The sequence below is a fragment of the Rothia sp. ND6WE1A genome (assembly GCF_001683935.1).
GTDB classification, from domain to species: Bacteria; Actinomycetota; Actinomycetes; order Actinomycetales; family Micrococcaceae; genus Rothia; species Rothia amarae.
Genome location: NZ_LXTU01000043.1, coordinates 66738 through 84605, shown reverse-complemented (window position 1 = coordinate 84605; position 17868 = coordinate 66738). Strand labels below are relative to the sequence as shown.

General features: G+C 52.3%; 19 protein-coding genes. 9 read left to right on the top strand and 10 right to left on the bottom strand.

Annotation, left to right across the window (positions count from 1 at the left end):
- The coding region (locus A7E48_RS05920) for an IS3 family transposase (protein ID WP_141669388.1) at window positions 1-311 on the top strand (311 nt) is incomplete at its 5' end.
- Window positions 312-423: 112 nt separating this feature from the next.
- On the opposite strand, the gene A7E48_RS11140 is transcribed toward A7E48_RS05920, so the two are convergent.
- Both A7E48_RS11140 and A7E48_RS05915 read right to left on the bottom strand, forming a co-directional pair.
- The gene (locus A7E48_RS11140) at window positions 424-582 is read right to left on the bottom strand and encodes a hypothetical protein (protein ID WP_158004403.1); all 159 of its coding nucleotides are present in this window, start codon (window positions 580-582) and stop codon (window positions 424-426) included.
- A gap of 555 nt (window positions 583-1137) precedes the next feature.
- Window positions 1138-2187 carry an o-succinylbenzoate synthase gene (locus tag A7E48_RS05915; RefSeq protein WP_233126004.1) on the bottom strand — a complete coding sequence of 350 codons (1050 nt, stop codon included), beginning with the start codon at window positions 2185-2187 and terminating at the stop codon, window positions 1138-1140.
- A 138-nt stretch (window positions 2188-2325) separates the two neighbouring features.
- Between A7E48_RS05915 and A7E48_RS05910 the strand changes: the two genes are divergently transcribed.
- A complete protein-coding gene (locus A7E48_RS05910) occupies window positions 2326-3363 on the top strand; it encodes a phosphatase PAP2 family protein (protein ID WP_068170712.1) in 1038 nt (345 codons plus the stop codon).
- 90 nt (window positions 3364-3453) lie between these two features.
- Here the strand turns inward: A7E48_RS05910 and A7E48_RS05905 are convergent, their stop codons facing one another.
- Window positions 3454-4368 (bottom strand): MBL fold metallo-hydrolase, encoded by a 915-nt coding sequence (locus tag A7E48_RS05905; protein WP_068170709.1) that lies wholly within the window; start codon window positions 4366-4368, stop codon window positions 3454-3456.
- Between the two features lie 123 nt (window positions 4369-4491).
- Here A7E48_RS05905 and gluQRS point away from each other — a divergent pair, with 123 nt between their 5' ends.
- The 6 genes from gluQRS (at window position 4492) to A7E48_RS05875 (ending at window position 11557) form a co-directional block, all read left to right on the top strand.
- Complete coding sequence (gene gluQRS / locus A7E48_RS05900) at window positions 4492-5481, top strand: tRNA glutamyl-Q(34) synthetase GluQRS (RefSeq protein ID WP_068170758.1); 990 nt, start codon at window positions 4492-4494, stop codon at window positions 5479-5481.
- Window positions 5474-6457 (top strand): DMT family transporter, encoded by a 984-nt coding sequence (locus A7E48_RS05895; RefSeq protein ID WP_068170705.1) that lies wholly within the window; start codon window positions 5474-5476, stop codon window positions 6455-6457. The genes gluQRS and A7E48_RS05895 overlap by 8 nt, the downstream gene beginning before the upstream one ends.
- A gap of 134 nt (window positions 6458-6591) precedes the next feature.
- The gene (gene putP / locus A7E48_RS05890; RefSeq protein ID WP_068170702.1) at window positions 6592-8082 is read left to right on the top strand and encodes a sodium/proline symporter PutP; all 1491 of its coding nucleotides are present in this window, start codon (window positions 6592-6594) and stop codon (window positions 8080-8082) included.
- A gap of 14 nt (window positions 8083-8096) precedes the next feature.
- Window positions 8097-9050 carry a 1,4-dihydroxy-2-naphthoyl-CoA synthase gene (locus tag A7E48_RS05885; RefSeq protein ID WP_068170699.1) on the top strand — a complete coding sequence of 318 codons (954 nt, stop codon included), beginning with the start codon at window positions 8097-8099 and terminating at the stop codon, window positions 9048-9050.
- 290 nt (window positions 9051-9340) lie between these two features.
- Window positions 9341-10537, top strand: a complete 1197-nt coding sequence (locus A7E48_RS05880; protein WP_068170696.1) for an AMP-binding protein — start codon at window positions 9341-9343, stop codon at window positions 10535-10537.
- A gap of 102 nt (window positions 10538-10639) precedes the next feature.
- Window positions 10640-11557 (top strand): 1,4-dihydroxy-2-naphthoate polyprenyltransferase, encoded by a 918-nt coding sequence (locus A7E48_RS05875; RefSeq protein WP_068170693.1) that lies wholly within the window; start codon window positions 10640-10642, stop codon window positions 11555-11557.
- Window positions 11558-11658: 101 nt separating this feature from the next.
- Here the strand turns inward: A7E48_RS05875 and A7E48_RS05870 are convergent, their stop codons facing one another.
- Window positions 11659-11952 carry a DUF4229 domain-containing protein gene (locus A7E48_RS05870; protein WP_068170691.1) on the bottom strand — a complete coding sequence of 98 codons (294 nt, stop codon included), beginning with the start codon at window positions 11950-11952 and terminating at the stop codon, window positions 11659-11661.
- Between the two features lie 147 nt (window positions 11953-12099).
- Here A7E48_RS05870 and A7E48_RS05865 point away from each other — a divergent pair, with 147 nt between their 5' ends.
- Window positions 12100-12519, top strand: coding sequence for a PLD nuclease N-terminal domain-containing protein (locus A7E48_RS05865; protein ID WP_083147223.1), 420 nt, complete (start codon window positions 12100-12102; stop codon window positions 12517-12519).
- Between the two features lie 84 nt (window positions 12520-12603).
- On the opposite strand, the gene ccsB is transcribed toward A7E48_RS05865, so the two are convergent.
- The 6 genes from ccsB to A7E48_RS05835 all read right to left on the bottom strand — a co-directional run bounded on the left by ccsB (window position 12604) and on the right by A7E48_RS05835 (window position 17802).
- On the bottom strand, window positions 12604-13680 hold the full coding sequence (gene ccsB / locus A7E48_RS05860; protein WP_068170752.1) for a c-type cytochrome biogenesis protein CcsB: 1077 nt from the start codon (window positions 13678-13680) through the stop codon (window positions 12604-12606).
- Window positions 13681-13747: 67 nt separating this feature from the next.
- Window positions 13748-15352: a cytochrome c biogenesis protein ResB gene (locus A7E48_RS05855; RefSeq protein ID WP_068170688.1), complete on the bottom strand. Its 1605-nt coding sequence runs from the start codon at window positions 15350-15352 to the stop codon at window positions 13748-13750.
- Window positions 15353-15367: 15 nt separating this feature from the next.
- Window positions 15368-16114, bottom strand: coding sequence for a cytochrome c biogenesis CcdA family protein (locus A7E48_RS05850; RefSeq protein WP_068170685.1), 747 nt, complete (start codon window positions 16112-16114; stop codon window positions 15368-15370).
- Window positions 16107-16733, bottom strand: a complete 627-nt coding sequence (locus tag A7E48_RS05845; protein WP_068170682.1) for a TlpA disulfide reductase family protein — start codon at window positions 16731-16733, stop codon at window positions 16107-16109. The genes A7E48_RS05850 and A7E48_RS05845 overlap by 8 nt, the downstream gene beginning before the upstream one ends.
- A 42-nt stretch (window positions 16734-16775) precedes the next feature.
- Window positions 16776-17456 (bottom strand): histidine phosphatase family protein, encoded by a 681-nt coding sequence (locus A7E48_RS05840; RefSeq protein WP_068170680.1) that lies wholly within the window; start codon window positions 17454-17456, stop codon window positions 16776-16778.
- A 76-nt stretch (window positions 17457-17532) separates the two neighbouring features.
- A complete protein-coding gene (locus A7E48_RS05835) occupies window positions 17533-17802 on the bottom strand; it encodes a glutaredoxin family protein (protein WP_068170679.1) in 270 nt (89 codons plus the stop codon).
- Window positions 17803-17868: the final 66 nt, after the last annotated feature.

The window sequence follows — 17868 nt, the reverse complement described above, 5'->3', positions numbered from 1 at the left end:
GTTTGCTTGTACATACCGACCAAGGATTCCAATATCAACATTCCAGCTGGCGCACACTCATCACAGCTATCGGTGGCACACAATCGATGTCAAGGAAAGGAAACTGTTACGACAATGCGGTAATGGAAAACTTCTTCGGACACCTCAAATCAGAGATGTACCACGGGGAATCATTCACCAGTCTGGAGACGTTCTACCACGCAATTGATGACTACATCCGTTGGTACAACCATGAACGCATCCAAAAACGACTCAAGGGCCTGACTCCGATGCAATACCGGAACCAGACCCTAAAGCCTCTAACCGCCTAGAATAAAACCAGTCCAACTTTCGGGGGCCAGTTCATTTTACGAACGCTCGGGGGCTCCAACAAATCCGCTTCTCAAGTGGTGGAGTGACTACTTTGAAGAAGTGATGAGGGGACTATTTACCGGTAACAGCAGAGTAGTCGTAGTACATGTCCCAACGCTCTTCAGCGGTGAGATCGGGGGTCAAGAAAATCTGCTTGAAGTTTTTGACGACCTTGTCAGAAACAGTCTGAACTTTGCTTGCCTTAGCTGCTGATTGTAGGAAGAACATCATAACCTCTGTTCATGTGGGGGATGCCGCCGGGGAGCGGCAAGGGGATAAAAACGGATTTATATAAACTTTACAAGTAAAGCTCTTTTGCTGTGATTCAAGAGTAACTTATCTTAAGAAAACTCGTCCCACAAGTAGGGGACAAGGCTATTTTCATTTTTACCTTGCAAAGAAATTTTAGGGGACAAACCCAACAAATTGCAGACCAATTTTGCGATTCGACCCCTAATCCAATCCCCAAAATGTAATCAAATTATTTATATATACAAATAAGCTGGGTCTAATTGGGCATGATAGGTTTCTCACTGCCCGTCCGGACCTCAGCGGTACTCATAATAGCAATCCCAACGCTCTTGAGGACTAAGCGACGGAGTAAGAAACATCTGACGGATTACGCGCTGCCAGGAGTTCGCGGTTTTCTTGAAAAAATATTTTGAAAATTGCACTTTTATTTCCTTCGTGGTTCACCGTATAGGCCCAAGACCTTGACAACACTTACTCTGCACGCGCCGGTTAACCAGGAAGTAGAACACGGATGAATAGGTGGTAAATCTCGCCTCAATTCTGGCTATCCACTAAATAGCGGTAACAGTCAGTAATTCTCTGCCGCCACCATTCATTCTTTTCAGCGGAAACCGCCAAAATTTGCAGAAGTTTTTCATCGGGAACCACCGGGCGCACTTTCAATACACCGTTCTCCGCAACCAACGAGTGCTCCACTGTGTCCTGAGTCATCAACGTCACCGTGCCCAGGCCGCACCCAAAGGGCAGTTCTGGTAAAGACGCCGCCAATGCCGCGCCCGTCCGAATCCCCACCGAGCTCTCTAAAGCCGAGGAAACAACCGCAGGTAAGCCTGATCGCTCTACTACCGCAAGCGCCCGGCGAACCCCACCTAAAGGAGCCGCTTTGATAATAATGACGTCAGCTGCCCCCAAACGGGCCACCTCCAAGGGGTCCTCAGCCTTGCGGACAGATTCATCGGCGGCGATGGGTACAAATATTTTCTTCTCATGTAACCGTTCTCGCACCCGAGCCAACCCCTGAACAGATTCGACCGGCTGCTCCGCGTAGAGGAGGTCAAATTCCTCCATAGCGCTCAAAGCAGTTACTGCCTGATCTTCGCTCCACCCTCCGTTGGCGTCCACCTTCAGACGGGCGGCTGGCAGGTGTTGAGCCACTGCGCGCAGCCTCGCGACGTCGTCCTGCAGACTCTGCCCCGTTTCCGCGACTTTAACTTTCACCTCACGAATCTCGCCCTTATAGCGCCCCAAAATGTCAGGAACCTGTGCGGCCTCGACTGCTGGGACGGTTGAATTGAGAGGAATTTCCGTTCGGACGGCCTCTGGAAAACCCAGCCAGGCACTCTCCACAGCGCTGGCGAGCCACGCCGCAGATTCTTCAACAGAGTATTCGAGGAAGGGAGCAAATTCTCCCCACCCGGCAGGCCCGTGAAAAAGAACCGTTTCTCTCACCTGAACGCCACGGAACTTGACGTTCATAGGTATCGAGCAAATTCTCACGTTCTCCAGGACCTCTTGAAGGGAAGGAAGCTGTTGACCATCGAAGAAGGGAGGAATTGAAGTCTTCATAGCTTCCAATGTACTCATCTCCCTCAAAAACTCAGAAAATCTGTGGTTACACTGATTTCTCTCAGCAAACGCACAAGACTTTCTGCCAAAATATCTGTGCAGAGGAATTCGTGTTTCAATGTTGCGCTCGAGATAGAAAGGCAGTTCAGACGTTCCATGATTCATCGAACCGGCGAACAGCCGAACAATCAGCTCTCCACATCACCGGCAAACGCCTGGAAGAGTACAACTATCGAGAACAGTACCCATGCTCCGGTTTCAGTAGTGGAACCTGAAAACGGGGAACGCCCCTCCCCCCTAGGTCAGCTCTCCCCTAAGAACATTCGCAGAACCCGCCCCACTTTCTGGGCTCTCATGCAACATATTTTCGCTATCTTCTTGCTCAGTTTCATGTTGCTGGTGGCAGTCGGTTTCTACATCCAAATACCCGTCGGTCAGCAGCTCGATGAGATTTCTTTCAACGAATTCTCATACCAGTTCCTAGGCTTACAAAACCAGACCCTGCAATTACTTGATTTGATTCCAGCGATCGCCGGGGTGCTGGCAGTGGTAGGAATTATCTTTGTTCTCCTGTGGAAACACCGCTTTGTACCTGCACTCGTTGGTCTAGGCGTTGCCCTCTGCGCGAACATTTCGGCACAGGTCCTCAAAAACCTTGTTATTTCTAAACCAAATTTTGGAATCCAAGAAGCAGCGCTCAACTCGGCACCTTCAGGGCACACTACTTTTGCTGCAGCAGCCGCAGCAGCTCTCTTTATCGCCTCACCCAAGAAGTTGCGCCCCGCCGTCGCGCTCCTCGGAGCAGTCATCTCTTTCGCCGCGGGTTTTTCCACCATCATCAACGGATGGCACCGCCCAGCCGACGTCATAACAGCCATCATTCTGACTTCCATCTGGACAGTTATTGGGCTGACAATCCTACGCTTTCTACGATCTGAAGAACTCGATCTCAGCAATACGCAGCGCACAGGACTCATCTTGATTCCGCTTCTGAGCATTAGCGGCTTCTTCCTGGGATTCTGCTCCTTAGCCCTTTACTTAGTCACCTTCTATGACCCCATCCCCGGAGGCGCGCTGATGGCAGCTATCTGCATGATTCTCGCAGTTCTCGCCTTCACAACCTCGCTCCAAATCGGTCTCCTGCGAGCGCGCAACAAACAGCGTTCCGCCTACACCAAAATTTGGACCTACTAGAAGAACATCAAAGTTTCAGATTATTAAAAACAGGAAGCGGTAGATAACTCAACGCTATCTACCGCTTCCTGTATATACCTGTTTTATATTTTAGAGCGCGCGCCCAATAGTAATTGGCCCGGTAAGGCCCGTAGGTGCCTCATCGAATTGTGCAGTGGAGAGCCCTTGCCCTTCTTTCTCCTGTTTTTCCAGCCATTCCAAGCGGTCTAGAAGAATACGGGTAGAGCCACCGGTGTAGGGCAGTTTGTACATGGCAGCAGTTGCTGGTTTGACGTTTCCTGTACGAGTGGAGGCTTTAATAATATCAATGGCTTCTTGCATCGTATCTGCCATGCGGGTAATGAAACTACGCTCTACCGGCACACCATGACCCGGTACAAAAACACGATAGCGATCAAGACCTGCCAAATCGTGCAAAGTAGAGACCCATGATTCGGGGTAAGAATCATCAAATGCGGGATCGGAACCCTGTTCCACTAAATCACCGCAGAATAGAACATCGTCGACTCCCACCAATACATCAGAGTCTGTGTGAGCAAGACCGAGGTAGAACAAGGTCACTGCCCGCTCCCCCAGCTCAACGCGAGTAAACGACGCGCGGGTGCCGTCTCCCGGAAGAAAACGGTGCGGAATGACGAGGTGGGTGTTAGGACCTTGAGCATGAGCCATCTCAGGTTCAAGAACTTCCACATACGAACGTTGCTGATCGCCATAAAGCTCAATAGCTCGAGCGGCACGAGGGTGTGCCCAGAATTCGGTGGTGCCGTCTGCTTCAAAGACAGCATGACCCATAAAGCGGTCAAAGTGAGCGTGAGTAGTAACTACAGTCAGAGGAAGCTCGGTAATTCGACGAACGGCGCGTAGAACTTCAGCGCCCTGTCTAGGACCGGCGCCGGTGTCTACGACCATAGCTTTGTCTGCGCCCACAATAAGCCCAGTATTCAAACGATAGTTATCCGTACTAATCAGATAGACGCCGTCTGAAATTTCGATTGTTCGTGCCATATATATAAAGGTACTGGAAGTTCAGCCATTCCACCCTATATTTCAAGTATTGAGAGAGTGTTGCGTTACGTTTCACACCGTATTTTCGCCGTTCATCTGACGTTTTTGCCGCCATCCCCTACCATGGAAAGAGTGATTATTTCTTCCAGTGTTGCCCACCAGTTTCCCTCCGATGCGCCGGTCGTTGGTCGCTATGCTCCCTCGCCTTCGGGGGATTTACACCTGGGTAATTTGCGCACGGCGTTGTGGGCGTGGCTAGAGGCTCGCAGTTCAGAGGGAAAGTTCGTCATGCGGGTGGAAGATTTAGATCGGGTGAAAAAGGGAGCCGCCGAGCGTCAGCTAGCAGATTTGCAGGCGTTGGGAATTGATTGGGACGGCGAGGTGCTGTACCAAAGCACTCGCATTGCTGATTATCAACAGGTGGTTGAGGAGCTAACCGCTCAAGGGCTTACCTACGAGTGTTTTTGCACGCGCAAAGAAATTCAGTCGGCAACCAGTGCTCCTCATGCGGCGCCCGGGGCGTATCCTGGCACCTGCCGTAATCTCAGTGAGGACGAGCGTTCGCGGCGTCGTCAAGACCGCCCCGGTGCGATACGTTTGAGAGCGCAGATGCGCGAATTTACTGTGGTGGATGATATCGCCGGTGAATTTACTTCGGACGTCGATGATTTTGTATTGCTGAGAAATGATGGGACGGCAGCGTACAATCTGGCTTCAGTACTTGATGACCGATATCAAGGTGTTACCCAGATAGTTCGCGGAGACGACCTTTTGTCTTCTACGCCGCGCCAAGCATACTTGGCTAATCTCTTAGGTTTTCCTGCCCCCAGGTACCGTCATGTGCCTTTGGCTCTGAATGGAAAAGGGGACCGGCTCGCTAAACGTGATGGAGCGGTCACCCTTGCTGAGATACGAGACCGGGGAGTAAAAGATGCTGAAGTTCTCGCACTGATTGCTGCTTCATTTCCCCTAAAAACCATCGAAAGCGACGGCACAGCGCGTTTTTCCTCATCGGCGGCAGAAATGCTCGATGTCTATCAAGATTCACAGCCCAGCAATACCCCCTGGACTGTTCAGGATGAAATTTTGAAAGGAGTAACTATAGGTGACTAAGTTCAGCATTGCGAGTTTCGCACAGACCATCCCGGCTCATCATCGAGGTACTGCGGCATTTATCCTAGTAGTTCTGGGATCATTAGCCATTCAAAGCTCCACCGCATTGCTGTCCCACCTTTACACCGATTTTTCTCCCCTGTCCGTTGCTGGATTACGCATGGGAGCTGCAGCCCTCATCCTTGCATTGCTGGTACACCCCAACCCTCTAGCGCTCAAAAAAACGGACTGGCCCCAGGTACTGATTTACTCGGTAGTTGTCTGTCTGATGACCACCGGCTACTTTCAGGCTATTAAATATCTGCCGCTGGGAATTGTCGTCACCATTGAATATCTGGGTGCCTTCGGAGTATCCCTCTTGGGTGTTCGACGATTACGCGATGGCTTGCTCTCCATCGGCGCCCTGGTAGGAGTCATTCTTATTGCCGGACCCACTTTTGAGCTATCACATGTCGTGGGCTATCTCTATGCAGCGCTCAGCGCAGTGTCCATGGCAGGCTACACCCTTCTCTCTGCACGCATAGGCAATGGTTCCCCCGCCGTTGCAGGGCTCAAAGGTCTCACGCTCTCCATCTGCTGCGCGTCCCTTATTTTTGCCCCTTTTTCCATACCTGCCATTCCGCATTTAGACACCGACGCCTGGATGCGAGTATTTGCCGGGGGACTTTTAGGCATTGCCTTTGCTTACTCAGCCGATGCGCTTGCCGGTCGCCTCACGTCAGCGGCAGTCATTGGAGTGCTCTTTAGCCTAGATCCGGTCAACGGTGCGCTGATTGGGCTGATTCTTCTCGGAGAAGTCTTGCCGCTCTGGTCTTACCTGGGTATTTTGCTCATTGCTGTCTCAGGCGCCGTCCTGGTCTGGCAAACCAACCGGTCTGCAATCAAACTCAATACGAACACTGCGATGCTAGACGCCATCGTCTCCACTAAAACGGGGCAGTTTCCTCAAATCTCTCCCCCTGACATCAAGAAGTAGTTAACTGTTTGCATAAGTTATTCTTATGCAAATAGTTTTCGAGCCGTTCATCAGAATTTTGATTGTAACTTAGCTCAACAGCTATTATTACGAACATCACACTTCCTTCCGCTATATCGCTATAAGGGGTTCTTTTGAGCGACCAAGCTTTTCAGATAGCCGCTCTCGCTATCTACTTCCTGGCAATGATTGCCATTGGCCTCTGGGCTAAGACCAAGAATAATAATCTCGACGACTACATTCTGGGCGGGCGTTCGCTCTCCCCCACTACCGCAGCGCTTTCAGCCGGTGCCGCAGATATGTCCGGCTGGCTACTCATGGGTTTGCCCGGTGCGCTCTACATCACCGGTTTAGCCGAAGGATGGATGGCAATTGGCCTGACCATCGGCGCATGGACCAACTGGAAAATTGTGGCACCCCGTTTGCGTAGCTACACGGAAATCTCCCACAACTCGTCTACCGTTCCCGTCTTCTTTCACAACCGCCTACGGGATAACACCAAGATTCTGCGTATCCTCACGTCACTGATTACCCTGGTTTTCTTCACCTTCTACGCCTCCTCGGGCATGGTAGCCGGCGGCGTCTTTTTCCAGTCAACGTTCGGTCTTCCTTACATCTGGGGTATGTTGCTCATCGCGGGCGTCACCTTGCTCTACACCGTTTTCGGCGGATTCCTCGGAGCTTCTTACACCGATATGGTGCAGGGACTTCTCATGTTGGCGACTCTTATCATTCTGCCCATCATGGCGCTGTTCTATGTAGGCGGCCCCACTGGTGCCGTAGATACTATCCGCGAAGTCAACCCCAACGCTCTCTCCCTGTTTACAGGAACCACCTTCCTAGGCATTATTTCCACCGCCGCATGGGGCTTGGGATATTTCGGTCAGCCTCACATCATTACCCGCTTTATGGCGCTCCGCTCCGTATCCGACGCCAACACCGCCCGTCGCATTGGCATCAGCTGGATGGTACTGACGGTTGTCGGTGCTTGCTCTGCAGGTCTCATTGGCATTGCTTTCTTCGCCCGTCACCCCGACGCAACGCTGACCGATACTAAGAACGCCGAATCGGTCTTCCTTGATCTCTCTCAGTTGCTCTTGCACCCCTTCATCTCGGGTCTCATTCTGGCAGCAGTGCTAGCAGCAATCATGTCCACCCTCTCCTCCCAGCTGGTCGTCTGCTCCTCAGCATTGGCAGAAGACATCTATGGTGCTTTTAGCTCGAAAAAACTCAGCGACACCCAAGGTCTATGGCTGGGGCGAATTGGTGTTCTTGTGATTGCATTCATTGCTGCACTTCTGGCAAGCAACCCCGAAAGCTCCATCCTCGAACTCGTTTCTTTCGCTTGGGCAGGTTTTGGTGCCGCTTTTGGTCCCATCGTTTTGCTCTCCCTCTACTGGAAGAAGCTCACCAACTGGGGCGCGATCGTTGGTCTGGTAGCTGGAACTCTCACCGTGTTCATCTGGGGCAATATCGAATCCCTTCACTCCACCATGTATGAAATCGTTCCCGGTTTTATCGTGAACTTCATTCTTTCCATCGTGGTTTCTTTGGTGACGTATAAGCCCAATGCCGAGATTGAAGCGGAGTTCGACGCCGCCGTCCACGCGGCAAAAACTCGGTAGGTAGAATTGTTGCTATGACTATTGAGCTTCCCGAGAAAGTTTCTGACATTTTCGATCCCAACCAGTGGCGCGTGGTGGAAGGTTTTGAAGACTTTCAAGACATCACCTACCACCGCCAGGTGGAGCGCAACGAATCGGGCGAAATCCTGCGCGATTTACCAGCCGTTCGTATCGCCTTTGACCGCCCCGAAGTACGAAATGCCTTCCGTCCCGGCACCGTAGATGAGCTGTACCGCGCACTTGATCATGCCCGCATGACCTCCAGTGTGGGCACGGTTCTCCTCACCGGCAACGGGCCGTCCGCGAAAGACGGTGGTTGGGCATTTTGCTCCGGCGGCGATCAGCGAATTCGCGGTCGCGATGGCTACCACTACGCTGAAGGTGAGACCGCGGAGACGATTGACCCAGCACGCTCTGGTCGTCTCCACATCCTAGAAGTTCAGCGACTCATTCGCACCATGCCTAAGGTGGTAATCGCACTCGTTTCAGGGTGGGCAGCAGGAGGCGGGCATTCGCTCCACGTGGTTGCTGACCTCACTATTGCTTCTGCCGAATTTGGTAAGTTCAAACAGACTGACGCCACCGTAGGTTCTTTCGACGCCGGTTACGGTTCAGCTTTACTTGCACGCCAGGTGGGACAGAAGTTTGCCCGAGAAATATTCTTCTTAGCCAAAGAATACGATGCTCAGCGCATGTATGAGATGGGAGCGGTCAACGAGGTCGTTGCCCATGCGGACCTTGAAAAGAAAGGGCTGGAATACGCAGCTCACATCGCACGCCAGTCACCGCAGGCCATCCGCATGCTGAAATTCGCCTTCAACCTGCCAGACGACGGCATGGTAGGTCAGCAGGTCTTCGCTGGCGAAGCCACGCGTATGGCTTACATGACCGATGAAGCGGTAGAAGGTCGCGATGCTTTCTTACAGAAGCGTAATCCGCAGTGGGAACAGTACCCCTACTACTTCTAAAACCTCTCTGATACAAAGAAGGGCAACCGAGATTATTCGGTTGCCCTTTTTGTCGCAGAAGACCTTATTTAAAAAGAATTACTGACGGCCGCCCCGTCTCTGCCATTCTGCACAGCGTCGGCAAACATTCCTTCTCGCATGGTTCGCTGACGCTCACAAATGCGATTCATGCCAGACCCAGCCAGTTTGCCTCTCGCTGTGCAGCATGCCCGAAGTATCGTACGAAGAGTCATCTACCAGGAACTAGAACTTCTTTTTTCTCGTTATCTTCAGGATAAAGTTGAAGCATCATGACTTTAGAGCACCCCATTTTTGACCCGCAGAATCTTCAGCCCTTTTCTGCCCCAGCTGGCCTCCACCGGCACGCGATAACGGTGGGGCAAAATATTCCTTCTGACATCTCAGGAATGCTCCGCACCTTTGAGAAGTTGCTTGCTCACCCCAGCGAGGACGCTGCGCTCGTCGTCGCTACCTCCGGCTCAACAGGGGTGCCCAAGAAGACGGTACTTTCCTCCCGTGCCCTCACCGCCTCAGGCAGAGCTACCGAACAATTTTGTGGAACGCAGCATGCTCAATGGATGTTGGCGCTCCCGGTGCATTATGTGGCAGGTGCCCAAGTGCTTGCTCGCTCAGTCCTAGGAGGTACGACGCCGGTCGTCGCTTCTTCCATCACACGCGGGGAACATTTCACCCCGCAGTCTTTTCTCTCAGCGGCTGAAAAGATGAGTGGTGGCGCACGGATGCTTTCCTTGGTGCCTACTCAGCTTCATACACTGCTGGAAGCCGCCGAAACCCAACCTGCTGTCTTAGAAGCTCTTCAGTCTTTCGACGGGATCCTTCTCGGTGGAGCATCCGCGTCCGCAGCGTTACTGCAACAAGCTGAAGAAAAGAACCTGAAGGTGTACACCACTTACGGTTCGGCGGAGACCTCAGGAGGTTGCGTTTACAACGGCAAGCCCCTCCCCGGCGTCTCTATTCGGATAGAAGAAACAAACGAGGGTACAGCGGGACGCATCTGGCTCGGTGGAGATATGGTGGGTAGCGGCTACCTGAACGACCCGCACAGAACTCAAAAACATTTCTTCTTCGATTCAGCCGGGCTGCCCTGGTACCGCACCGACGACGTCGGCGCCTTCTCTCGCGGTCAGCTGCGAGTAGAAGGTAGATCAGACGATATCATCATCACCGGTGGGGTAAAGGTCTCTCCCGCCCCCATAGTGCAACAGCTCGAAAAACATCCCCTGGTTCGCGAAGCATTCGTGTGCGGCATCCCCGATGCTAAATGGGGATCCGCTGTGGTTGCAGCAGTCAACGTGCGCGAGAAAACAAGTTCGTTTGACGGCGAAATATCCGCTCTCATTGAACAGCTAGATCCTGCCCAGCGCCCTAAGCACCTTGAAGCGCTAGATACTTTCCCTCAGCTCTCTACCGGCAAGCCCGACCGTAAAAAGCTTGCCGCACTGCTTGCCGTTGCCGCAGGGAAGTAGTGCTCTACTCCTCACACCGGGGCAGTCGAGGAAGCCTGCGGCCCGTGTGAGAGAATAAAGTTTGCTTGCTCAAGTTTTTTGGTTCGTAGAAAGAAGAGTTCTGTGGCTACACCCGCTCAATGGATTGAAGGAGCGCGCCTACGCACGCTCCCCCTTGCGATTGCTCCCATTATCGCAGGCTCCGCAGCGGCGTATTCCTGGGGCGAGTTCAAACCTTTCCGCGGATTTCTAGCTTTTTTGGTGGCTTTTTTTCTGCAGGTGGGCGTTAATTACGCCAACGATTATTCCGATGGGGTAAAGGGTACCGACGAAGTTCGAGTAGGCCCGCTCCGCCTCGTGGGCTCTGGCGTGGCAAAACCATCTCATGTTAAAGCAGCTGCTTTTCTCTGCTTTGGTTTGGCAATGCTTGCCGGTCTAGGGCTGGTCGTTCTTGCCCAGCAATGGTGGTTCCTAGCCATCGGCGCTTCTTCTGTTTTCGCGGCTTGGGGTTATACCGGCGGCAAGCACCCCTACGGATACATGGGGTTGGGTGACATCTTCGTCTTCATCTATTTTGGTCTGGTAGCTACCCTGGGGACTCTCTTCACTCAGACTGCTCACCTCACACTCGAAGGCTGGGTCTTTGCCCTCGCTCTGGGCCTTTTCTCCTGCGCCCTGCTCATGGCAAATAACGTGCGTGATATTCCCACCGACCGAGAAGTCGGTAAATTGACGATGGCAGTACGGTTGGGTGATACGTGGTCCCGTCGCGTCTACGCCATCGAGATGCTTCTGGGGCTTCTCCTCACCGCCCTCCTTGTGCCAGCAAATCCCTGGTATCTGCTGGTATTCATCTTGCTGGGTCCCATCCTGCATTCGTGCTTTGTGGTGCTTTCTGGCAGCAACGGTAAAGCACTGATCCCCGTTCTCAAACAGGCGGGGCTGGTTGCTATGGCATATTCTCTGTTGGTTGCTGTAGCTGCATATCTAGGCACCTTTGACATCTTTACTCCCGAGTCAGTGCCTTTCCTCGGCTACTAACACTTGGATGTCTGGGGCGAGGAGTTCGCACTGCATTTCCCTGCTTAAACACTAAAGAGCATTCCATCTGGAATGCTCTTTTGCTATATCTGAACAGAATCTTAGAAGTCGATTCCTTCTTCGCGGCGTTTCTGTTCAGCGTATTCATCTTCAATCTCAGTATCTTCTGCGACCGCTTTTTTCTGAGGGGTGTCCTTGCGACGCTTAGAAAACCATCTCTGCATATCTTGACCAGCGGCGACGTGCAACTTGGGAAACGCCAAATAGGAGACGGCGAAGGCAATGAGTATGGCAAAGACTCCCGAAAGAATCAAGCCCACGTTGAGCCACATGCACAGAAGAAAGACAACGATCATCAGACCGAAACGAAGCAAAGAATACTTGAGAAAGTTCACCAGACCAGTCTAGCGAACTTTGGGTCGAGAAATAACGTGCTTCCCAGTAGCTTTCTGCGAAAACCACGCTGACTCCGCTCCCGGTGCAAGCCATTGCTGAGCGAGAAATTAGGGCACAAATGGGTGCTGGCATGAAAGAATTTAGACATGATTCGAGCAATGATGATTATCGGTGGCGGAGCACTCTTAGTGGCGCTCATTATTTATGCGCTCATTGATTGTGGGCGCACCGACCGCTCCCAAGTTCGCGGAGTTCTCAAACCTGCTTGGATACTGCTCATCATCATTTTCCCAGTCATAGGAGCCCTGCTCTGGCTTTTCTTGGGTAAACAGCGCAAACCTTCAACGAGCTTCGGGCCGGTGACACCTCAGCCCCGCCAAGCTCCAGACGATGACGCCGAATACCTCAAATTCTTGGATGCGCGGGCCAAGCGGGAGGCCGAATCCCGCCGTCGAGAAGAAGAACGGGAAGCGGAACTGAACGCCCAGCTCGATGAAGAATTACGCAAGATGCGCCAGCAACGGCACAACAGGAACGAAGAGGGTGAGAACCCTCCCTCCCTCTAAATTCCTTTTATAGGTAAAAAAGCGCGAGTTTTCAAAAATATTATTTTGAAAACTCGCGCTTTTGCCATATTTAGCTACGAAATTTTAGAGACCCGAGTAGCTGTGCAACCCCGAGAAGAAAACGTTCACAATCGTAAAGTTGAAAACGATGCACAGGTAGCCTGCGATAGAAAGCCACGCCGATCGAGGGCCGGCCCAACCGCGCGTTGCACGAGCGTGCAGGTAGGCGGCATAAACAACCCAAATGACGAACGTCCAGACTTCCTTAGTATCCCAGCCCCAGTAGCGTCCCCACGCTTTCTCTGCCCAAATAGCGCCGGCGGCGAGAGTGAAGGTCCACATCACAAAGCCCACAGCGTTCAGGCGGAAGGCAAAGTTTTCCAGTGCCTGAGAGGAAGGAACCAAGCGCATGAAGTTCAGCTTGGACCCCTTGCCTGAGATGATGTCACGTTCTCGGCGGGTCTGGATGAGCTGCAAAACTGCCATGGCAAAAGTAATAGTAAAAATGCCTGATGCTAAAACCGCAATCGAAACGTGAATAACCAACCAGTAAGACTGCAGAGCGGGCTTGAGATGACCCACAGGGGTGGGGAAGCCGATGGTCGCCGCCGTCATCATGGTCAGTGCCAAACCTGAAACCAAGACACCGACGAACCTAAGATCACGGAAAATCAACGAGATGAGGAAAACCACCGACACCACAAGAGCACCGGTAGTGCAGAACTCATACATGTTTCCCCAGGGAACACGACCTGCTGCGAAGGCACGAGACAGAACACCCGCCAGGTGAATCACAGCGCCCAGAATCATCACAGCAACCGCAATGCGCGCAGCAGTACGCTTCTGGGTACCGCTACCCCACATCATGGACGAGTCGGCAACTTCGCCCTCTAGCATTTCTGCCGCAGACTTATTGAACCCCAGACCGCGAGCACCAGTACCCTGCTCGTTGCTGACGAGCCTGCCCTCATTTTTGTTGGCACTTCGAGTGCCGGATTTTGCAGTTGAACCCACTCCAGCACCGACTAGCTGAGCTTTACGGGCAGGAGTCTTCTTCTCAACGTTTTGCGATTCCAGGCGTTGGGTAGTGCGCGAATGCGCCGCAACGTCCCACGCGAAGGCGATGAAGGCAACCATGTAGGTCACCGCCGCCAAAAACATGAACAGCTCGCTCCATTGGGCGAGGGTTTGATTAAGCAATGTTTGTTCCTCCGAACAGCTTTTCTAGCTAAGCGTCGTCAGCTTCACTAAATTCTAGACCCCAGCGGGCCGCAAAGATATCGGTTAGTTTATCTGCTTCGTCTGCCAGACGTGGGTCTTCGCCGCGTGCGAGCAAACCATATTCGACTAGGAGATCTGAACCTGCGGATTGTGCGCGAACCCAGACACGACGTCGGGGAACGAAGAGGGAAATAATCAGACCGCAGAATGCCACGATAAAGGACCACAATACGATTTTCTTACCAGGGTCGTAGTGCACGTCTAATCCAACGTACCGCTTGTAACCTTCAAAAGTAACTTTGCCGTGCCCCTCGGGCAAATCTACGGTGTTGTTTGCGGCGTCCAGCACAATACCGTTACCTGTAGCCATCGTGTTGAGCGGTTTGAGCGTATTGGTATCGAGCACATAGACATTTTGCGGTCGGCCGCTGTCGAGCCCCAAATCGCCAGTGTAAGACTGCAGAACCAGCATGGGGTTCAAGGCTTCGGAATCGATAGAACGAGGGATGTTAGTTGTCGCATCCCGCTCACCAGTGGGCAAGAACATTCCAACAAACCCAAGTTGCCCGTTCTTTGCATCGGGGACTTTGAGCACAATTGAAGAAGTATATTTTCCATCAGAGGTCAGACCAACCACGGGACCTTCATAGGCAACTGAACCGTCTGAGTTTTCCACCTTAATGATGGGAGCGTAACCATTACCGGAAAGATAAAGATTCGTGCCGTTGACATTCACCGGATCGTTGACCTTCAGCGTTGCCTGGTCGGTCGTTCCGTCTGTCTCCTGGAAGGAGAGATCGGCGGTGTAGTCCAAATCATCGCCATAGGTGTGAGAGCCTTGCTGGCGATCGTATTCCACGTCGAACTTATTCAAAGTGACAGTGTAAGGATCTAGCCAGTCAGGATTGTAGTTAGTACCTGGTGTAAACGAGTCAAAGCTAATCAGTGAGTTGACAAAGGTGTCCCCCTCCACCAAAATCTTTTGTCCTCGGTACCCAAACAATGAACCTACAGCGACTCCGATGAGCACGCCAATCATCGCCACGTGAAAAATGATATTTCCAATTTCACGGATATAGCCGCGCTCAGCGCTAACCGAGTAAACGCCATCTATGCTTTGCACATCCACCCGGTAATGACGCTTTTTCAGAACCGCTGTAGCATCGGTAATCGCCTGTTCAGATGAGAGATCCTCCACTCCAGCTGATGAAGGAATGGTGAGAGTGCGGTGAACCGGCAAGCGATCGAAATTCTTGGGAGTCTTTGCAGGCTTCTTCCGAAGAGCTTTATAATGCTGATTCGCTCGAGGAATCACACAACCAATTAAAGAGATGAAAAGCAGAATGTAGATTGCGGCGAACCATACAGAACTAAAGACATCGAAGAGCTGAATTTTATCGGCGATAGGACCCCACGTAGGATGCGTCTCAATATAATCGCTCACCTTGGTGGGATCTTGAATACGCTGAGGGAAAATAGAACCGGGCACAGCCGCTACAGCCAGCATCAACAGCAAGAACAACGCAGTGTTCATCTTGGTGAGCTGAGTCCAAGCCCAGCGCAACATACCCATGGGCCCAAGCGCAGTCGCCGTCGTCTCTTTCTTCGCCATCGATAAGCTCTCTTACTAGATTGGAAGGGTGTAGGTCGGAAGGGTTGCTTGAACCCACGAAATAAGGGCAGTCCAGGCTCCGGTTGCCATCATGATACCGATGACAATAAGCACGAACCCGCCCACTTGTTGCAGAAGTCTGTGGTGGCGTTTAGCCCAGCCAAAGGTCGAAACGCCCCGGGTGATGCCTAGCGCCACTAACATGAACGGAATGCCAAGCCCCATGCAGTAAGCAAGAGTCAGCAAAATTGCTTTCACGCTATTGGAACCGTCGATGTACACCAGGGTTTGAACCGCTGCAAAGGTCGGTCCGATACACGGCGCCCAACCCAAACCAAACGTCATGCCAAGAATCGGCGCTCCCCATAGACCAGCCGGAGGTTTGCGCTCAATCTTTAGGTCACGCTGGAACCAGGACACCTTACCCATAAATACAAGGCCCATCAGAATAACCAAAAGACCAAGTATTACCTGAACCCAAGACTGCCCCCGTAACCAGGGAGCCGCCCCTAACTGAGCCAGCACCACGCTCATGAGCACGAAAATAGTGGAAAATCCAAGGATGAACAGAGCTATGCCAAGGATGGTACGGCGAGTGGGATGCCGCGCATCGCTACCGCTTAGACCCGATACATAACCAAGATAACCGGGCACAAGAGGCAGGACGCAGGGCGAGGCAAAAGAAACAAGCCCCGCCAGTGCCGCCAAGGGAACCGATAGCCACAGCGACCCATCGGTCACTACTTGACCAAAATTAAACACTCTTCGCCTGATCTTCCAGAAGGGTCTTCAGGATAGATGAATCAATTTCACCTAGAATGCGAGCGGCCACACGACCCTGGGCGTCCAAAATGAGCGTGGTAGGTACTGCTTGAGCGGGCACAAACTTCGAAAGATTGTAGAGTACCTTGCCATCGGCATCTTTAAAGCTCTTGTATTTAATCTTGAAATTGTTTTCAAAGGCTTCGGCGGTGCCCCTCTCATCGCGGACGTTAACGCCGTAGAACTGCACCTTATTTCCAAATTTCTCATGAAGTTCAACGAGATGAGGTGCCTCGGATCGACACGGGGCGCAGCCGGCGTACCAGAAATTCAGTAACGCAGGCTTACCTCGCAACTCTTCGGCGGTAATGGTCGAACCATCATAGAGAGTGCCCGTGAAAGAAACGGGCTGGCTACGCTCTTCCTCAGAATATTCAGTGACCGAGCCGTCCCCAGCAATATAGCCTTTAGAATCTCCAGCGTCTGCCTGGCTAGCCAGCGAATCATTCGATGAAGAGCAACCAGTCAAAAGCAGAGCAGTAGCAACTCCGGCGAGCGATAAGGCTTGCTTGCGGGAAAATCCGCGTAGCTCACGATCTGGACTTGAAAACGCAGGCATAAACACTCTCACAGTAGATAAAGGGCACAGGACAAAACTTAATTATGACCCGGGTAGCTGGATAACACCTGAGTACAGGGGCGCAGCCGGTTCTTTATAACTGATTTTAGGGCGTTGAGGTGACCACAAGTCATCGAATTCGAAGGTGGTGATAGATGCCAAATTACACTGGCGAGTACGGGGGTCATGGGGCAGGAACTTGCCCTCTGCTGATCTTCGTGCCATCCAAATAGGAAGCTGATGCGACACCACGATAGCTTCGGCACCGCTCCCACCTCTAGCGAGCGCCTGAGCGCCGGCGTCCTTTATTGCCTCTGCCATCCGGTGAGCTTGATGAGTAAAAGGCTCCCCCCAGGATGGGCGCAGCGGATTAAGAAGATAAGGCCAATGGCGGGGGTTCTTCAAGATCTCCTCACGATTCACGTGCAAACCCTCAAAATGGTTATCTGCCTCAATCACACGCTCGTCCGGATGTCCTTCTAGTCCCAACAGCTCAGTAATTGGAGCGGCAGACTCACGAGTACGGGTGAGCGGTGACATCGCCAAATATACGATATTAGCGCCCTCATCCGACATACGTTTGAATTCCTCAGCACTCATTCGCACCATCTTCTGTCCCAGTGCGGAGAGATGGTATTCAGGCAAACGACCGTAGACAATCCGCTCAGGATTCTCTACTTCGCCGTGGCGCATAACGTGTACTTTGACGTGTGAAGAACTCATACTGACCAGTCTCTCAAATTGTGGCGAGCGTGCCCAGCCAAGAACGCAAGTTTATCTGAATCAAACTTACTTGTGTTTAGGCTGCGCGTTCCAGCTCAGTACGCAGAATTTTTGTGAGCCGACGGGCATTGATCTGCCAAAAATCTTTGGGCACGCCGTTGACGCGCACCACAGGTATTTCCGTATCATGAGCGGCTTTGAGCTCAGGATACTCATCCACGTTGATCTCCTCAAAGCCCAGCCCTAGCTCGGAGGTGACCCTGTCAACTACTTCCCGTGCATCGTCACAAAGGTGGCAACCCGGTCTGGTTAAAAGCGATACCTGAGGTATTTGCTGAGAATTCATACCCTCCAGTTTAGAGGGTTAAGTATTCGAGCCCCGCATTCCACGAAAGAATGCGGGGCTCGAAAA

Excerpts from the sequence above, each read along its gene's own strand:
- A7E48_RS11140 (WP_158004403.1), bottom strand. The coding sequence starts at position 582 with ATGATGTTCTTCCTACAATCAGCAGCTAAGGCAAGCAAAGTTCAGACT.
- A7E48_RS05915 (WP_233126004.1), bottom strand. The coding sequence starts at position 2,187 with ATGAGTACATTGGAAGCTATGAAGACTTCAATTCCTCCCTTCTTCGAT.
- A7E48_RS05910 (WP_068170712.1), top strand. The coding sequence starts at position 2,326 with ATGATTCATCGAACCGGCGAACAGCCGAACAATCAGCTCTCCACATCA.
- A7E48_RS05905 (WP_068170709.1), bottom strand. The coding sequence starts at position 4,368 with ATGGCACGAACAATCGAAATTTCAGACGGCGTCTATCTGATTAGTACG.
- gluQRS (WP_068170758.1), top strand. The coding sequence starts at position 4,492 with ATGGAAAGAGTGATTATTTCTTCCAGTGTTGCCCACCAGTTTCCCTCC.
- A7E48_RS05885 (WP_068170699.1), top strand. The coding sequence starts at position 8,097 with ATGACTATTGAGCTTCCCGAGAAAGTTTCTGACATTTTCGATCCCAAC.
- A7E48_RS05880 (WP_068170696.1), top strand. The coding sequence starts at position 9,341 with ATGACTTTAGAGCACCCCATTTTTGACCCGCAGAATCTTCAGCCCTTT.
- A7E48_RS05865 (WP_083147223.1), top strand. The coding sequence starts at position 12,100 with ATGATTCGAGCAATGATGATTATCGGTGGCGGAGCACTCTTAGTGGCG.
- ccsB (WP_068170752.1), bottom strand. The coding sequence starts at position 13,680 with ATGTTTTTGGCGGCGGTGACCTACATGGTTGCCTTCATCGCCTTCGCG.
- A7E48_RS05855 (WP_068170688.1), bottom strand. The coding sequence starts at position 15,352 with ATGGCGAAGAAAGAGACGACGGCGACTGCGCTTGGGCCCATGGGTATG.
- A7E48_RS05845 (WP_068170682.1), bottom strand. The coding sequence starts at position 16,733 with ATGCCTGCGTTTTCAAGTCCAGATCGTGAGCTACGCGGATTTTCCCGC.
- A7E48_RS05840 (WP_068170680.1), bottom strand. The coding sequence starts at position 17,456 with ATGAGTTCTTCACACGTCAAAGTACACGTTATGCGCCACGGCGAAGTA.
- A7E48_RS05835 (WP_068170679.1), bottom strand. The coding sequence starts at position 17,802 with ATGAATTCTCAGCAAATACCTCAGGTATCGCTTTTAACCAGACCGGGT.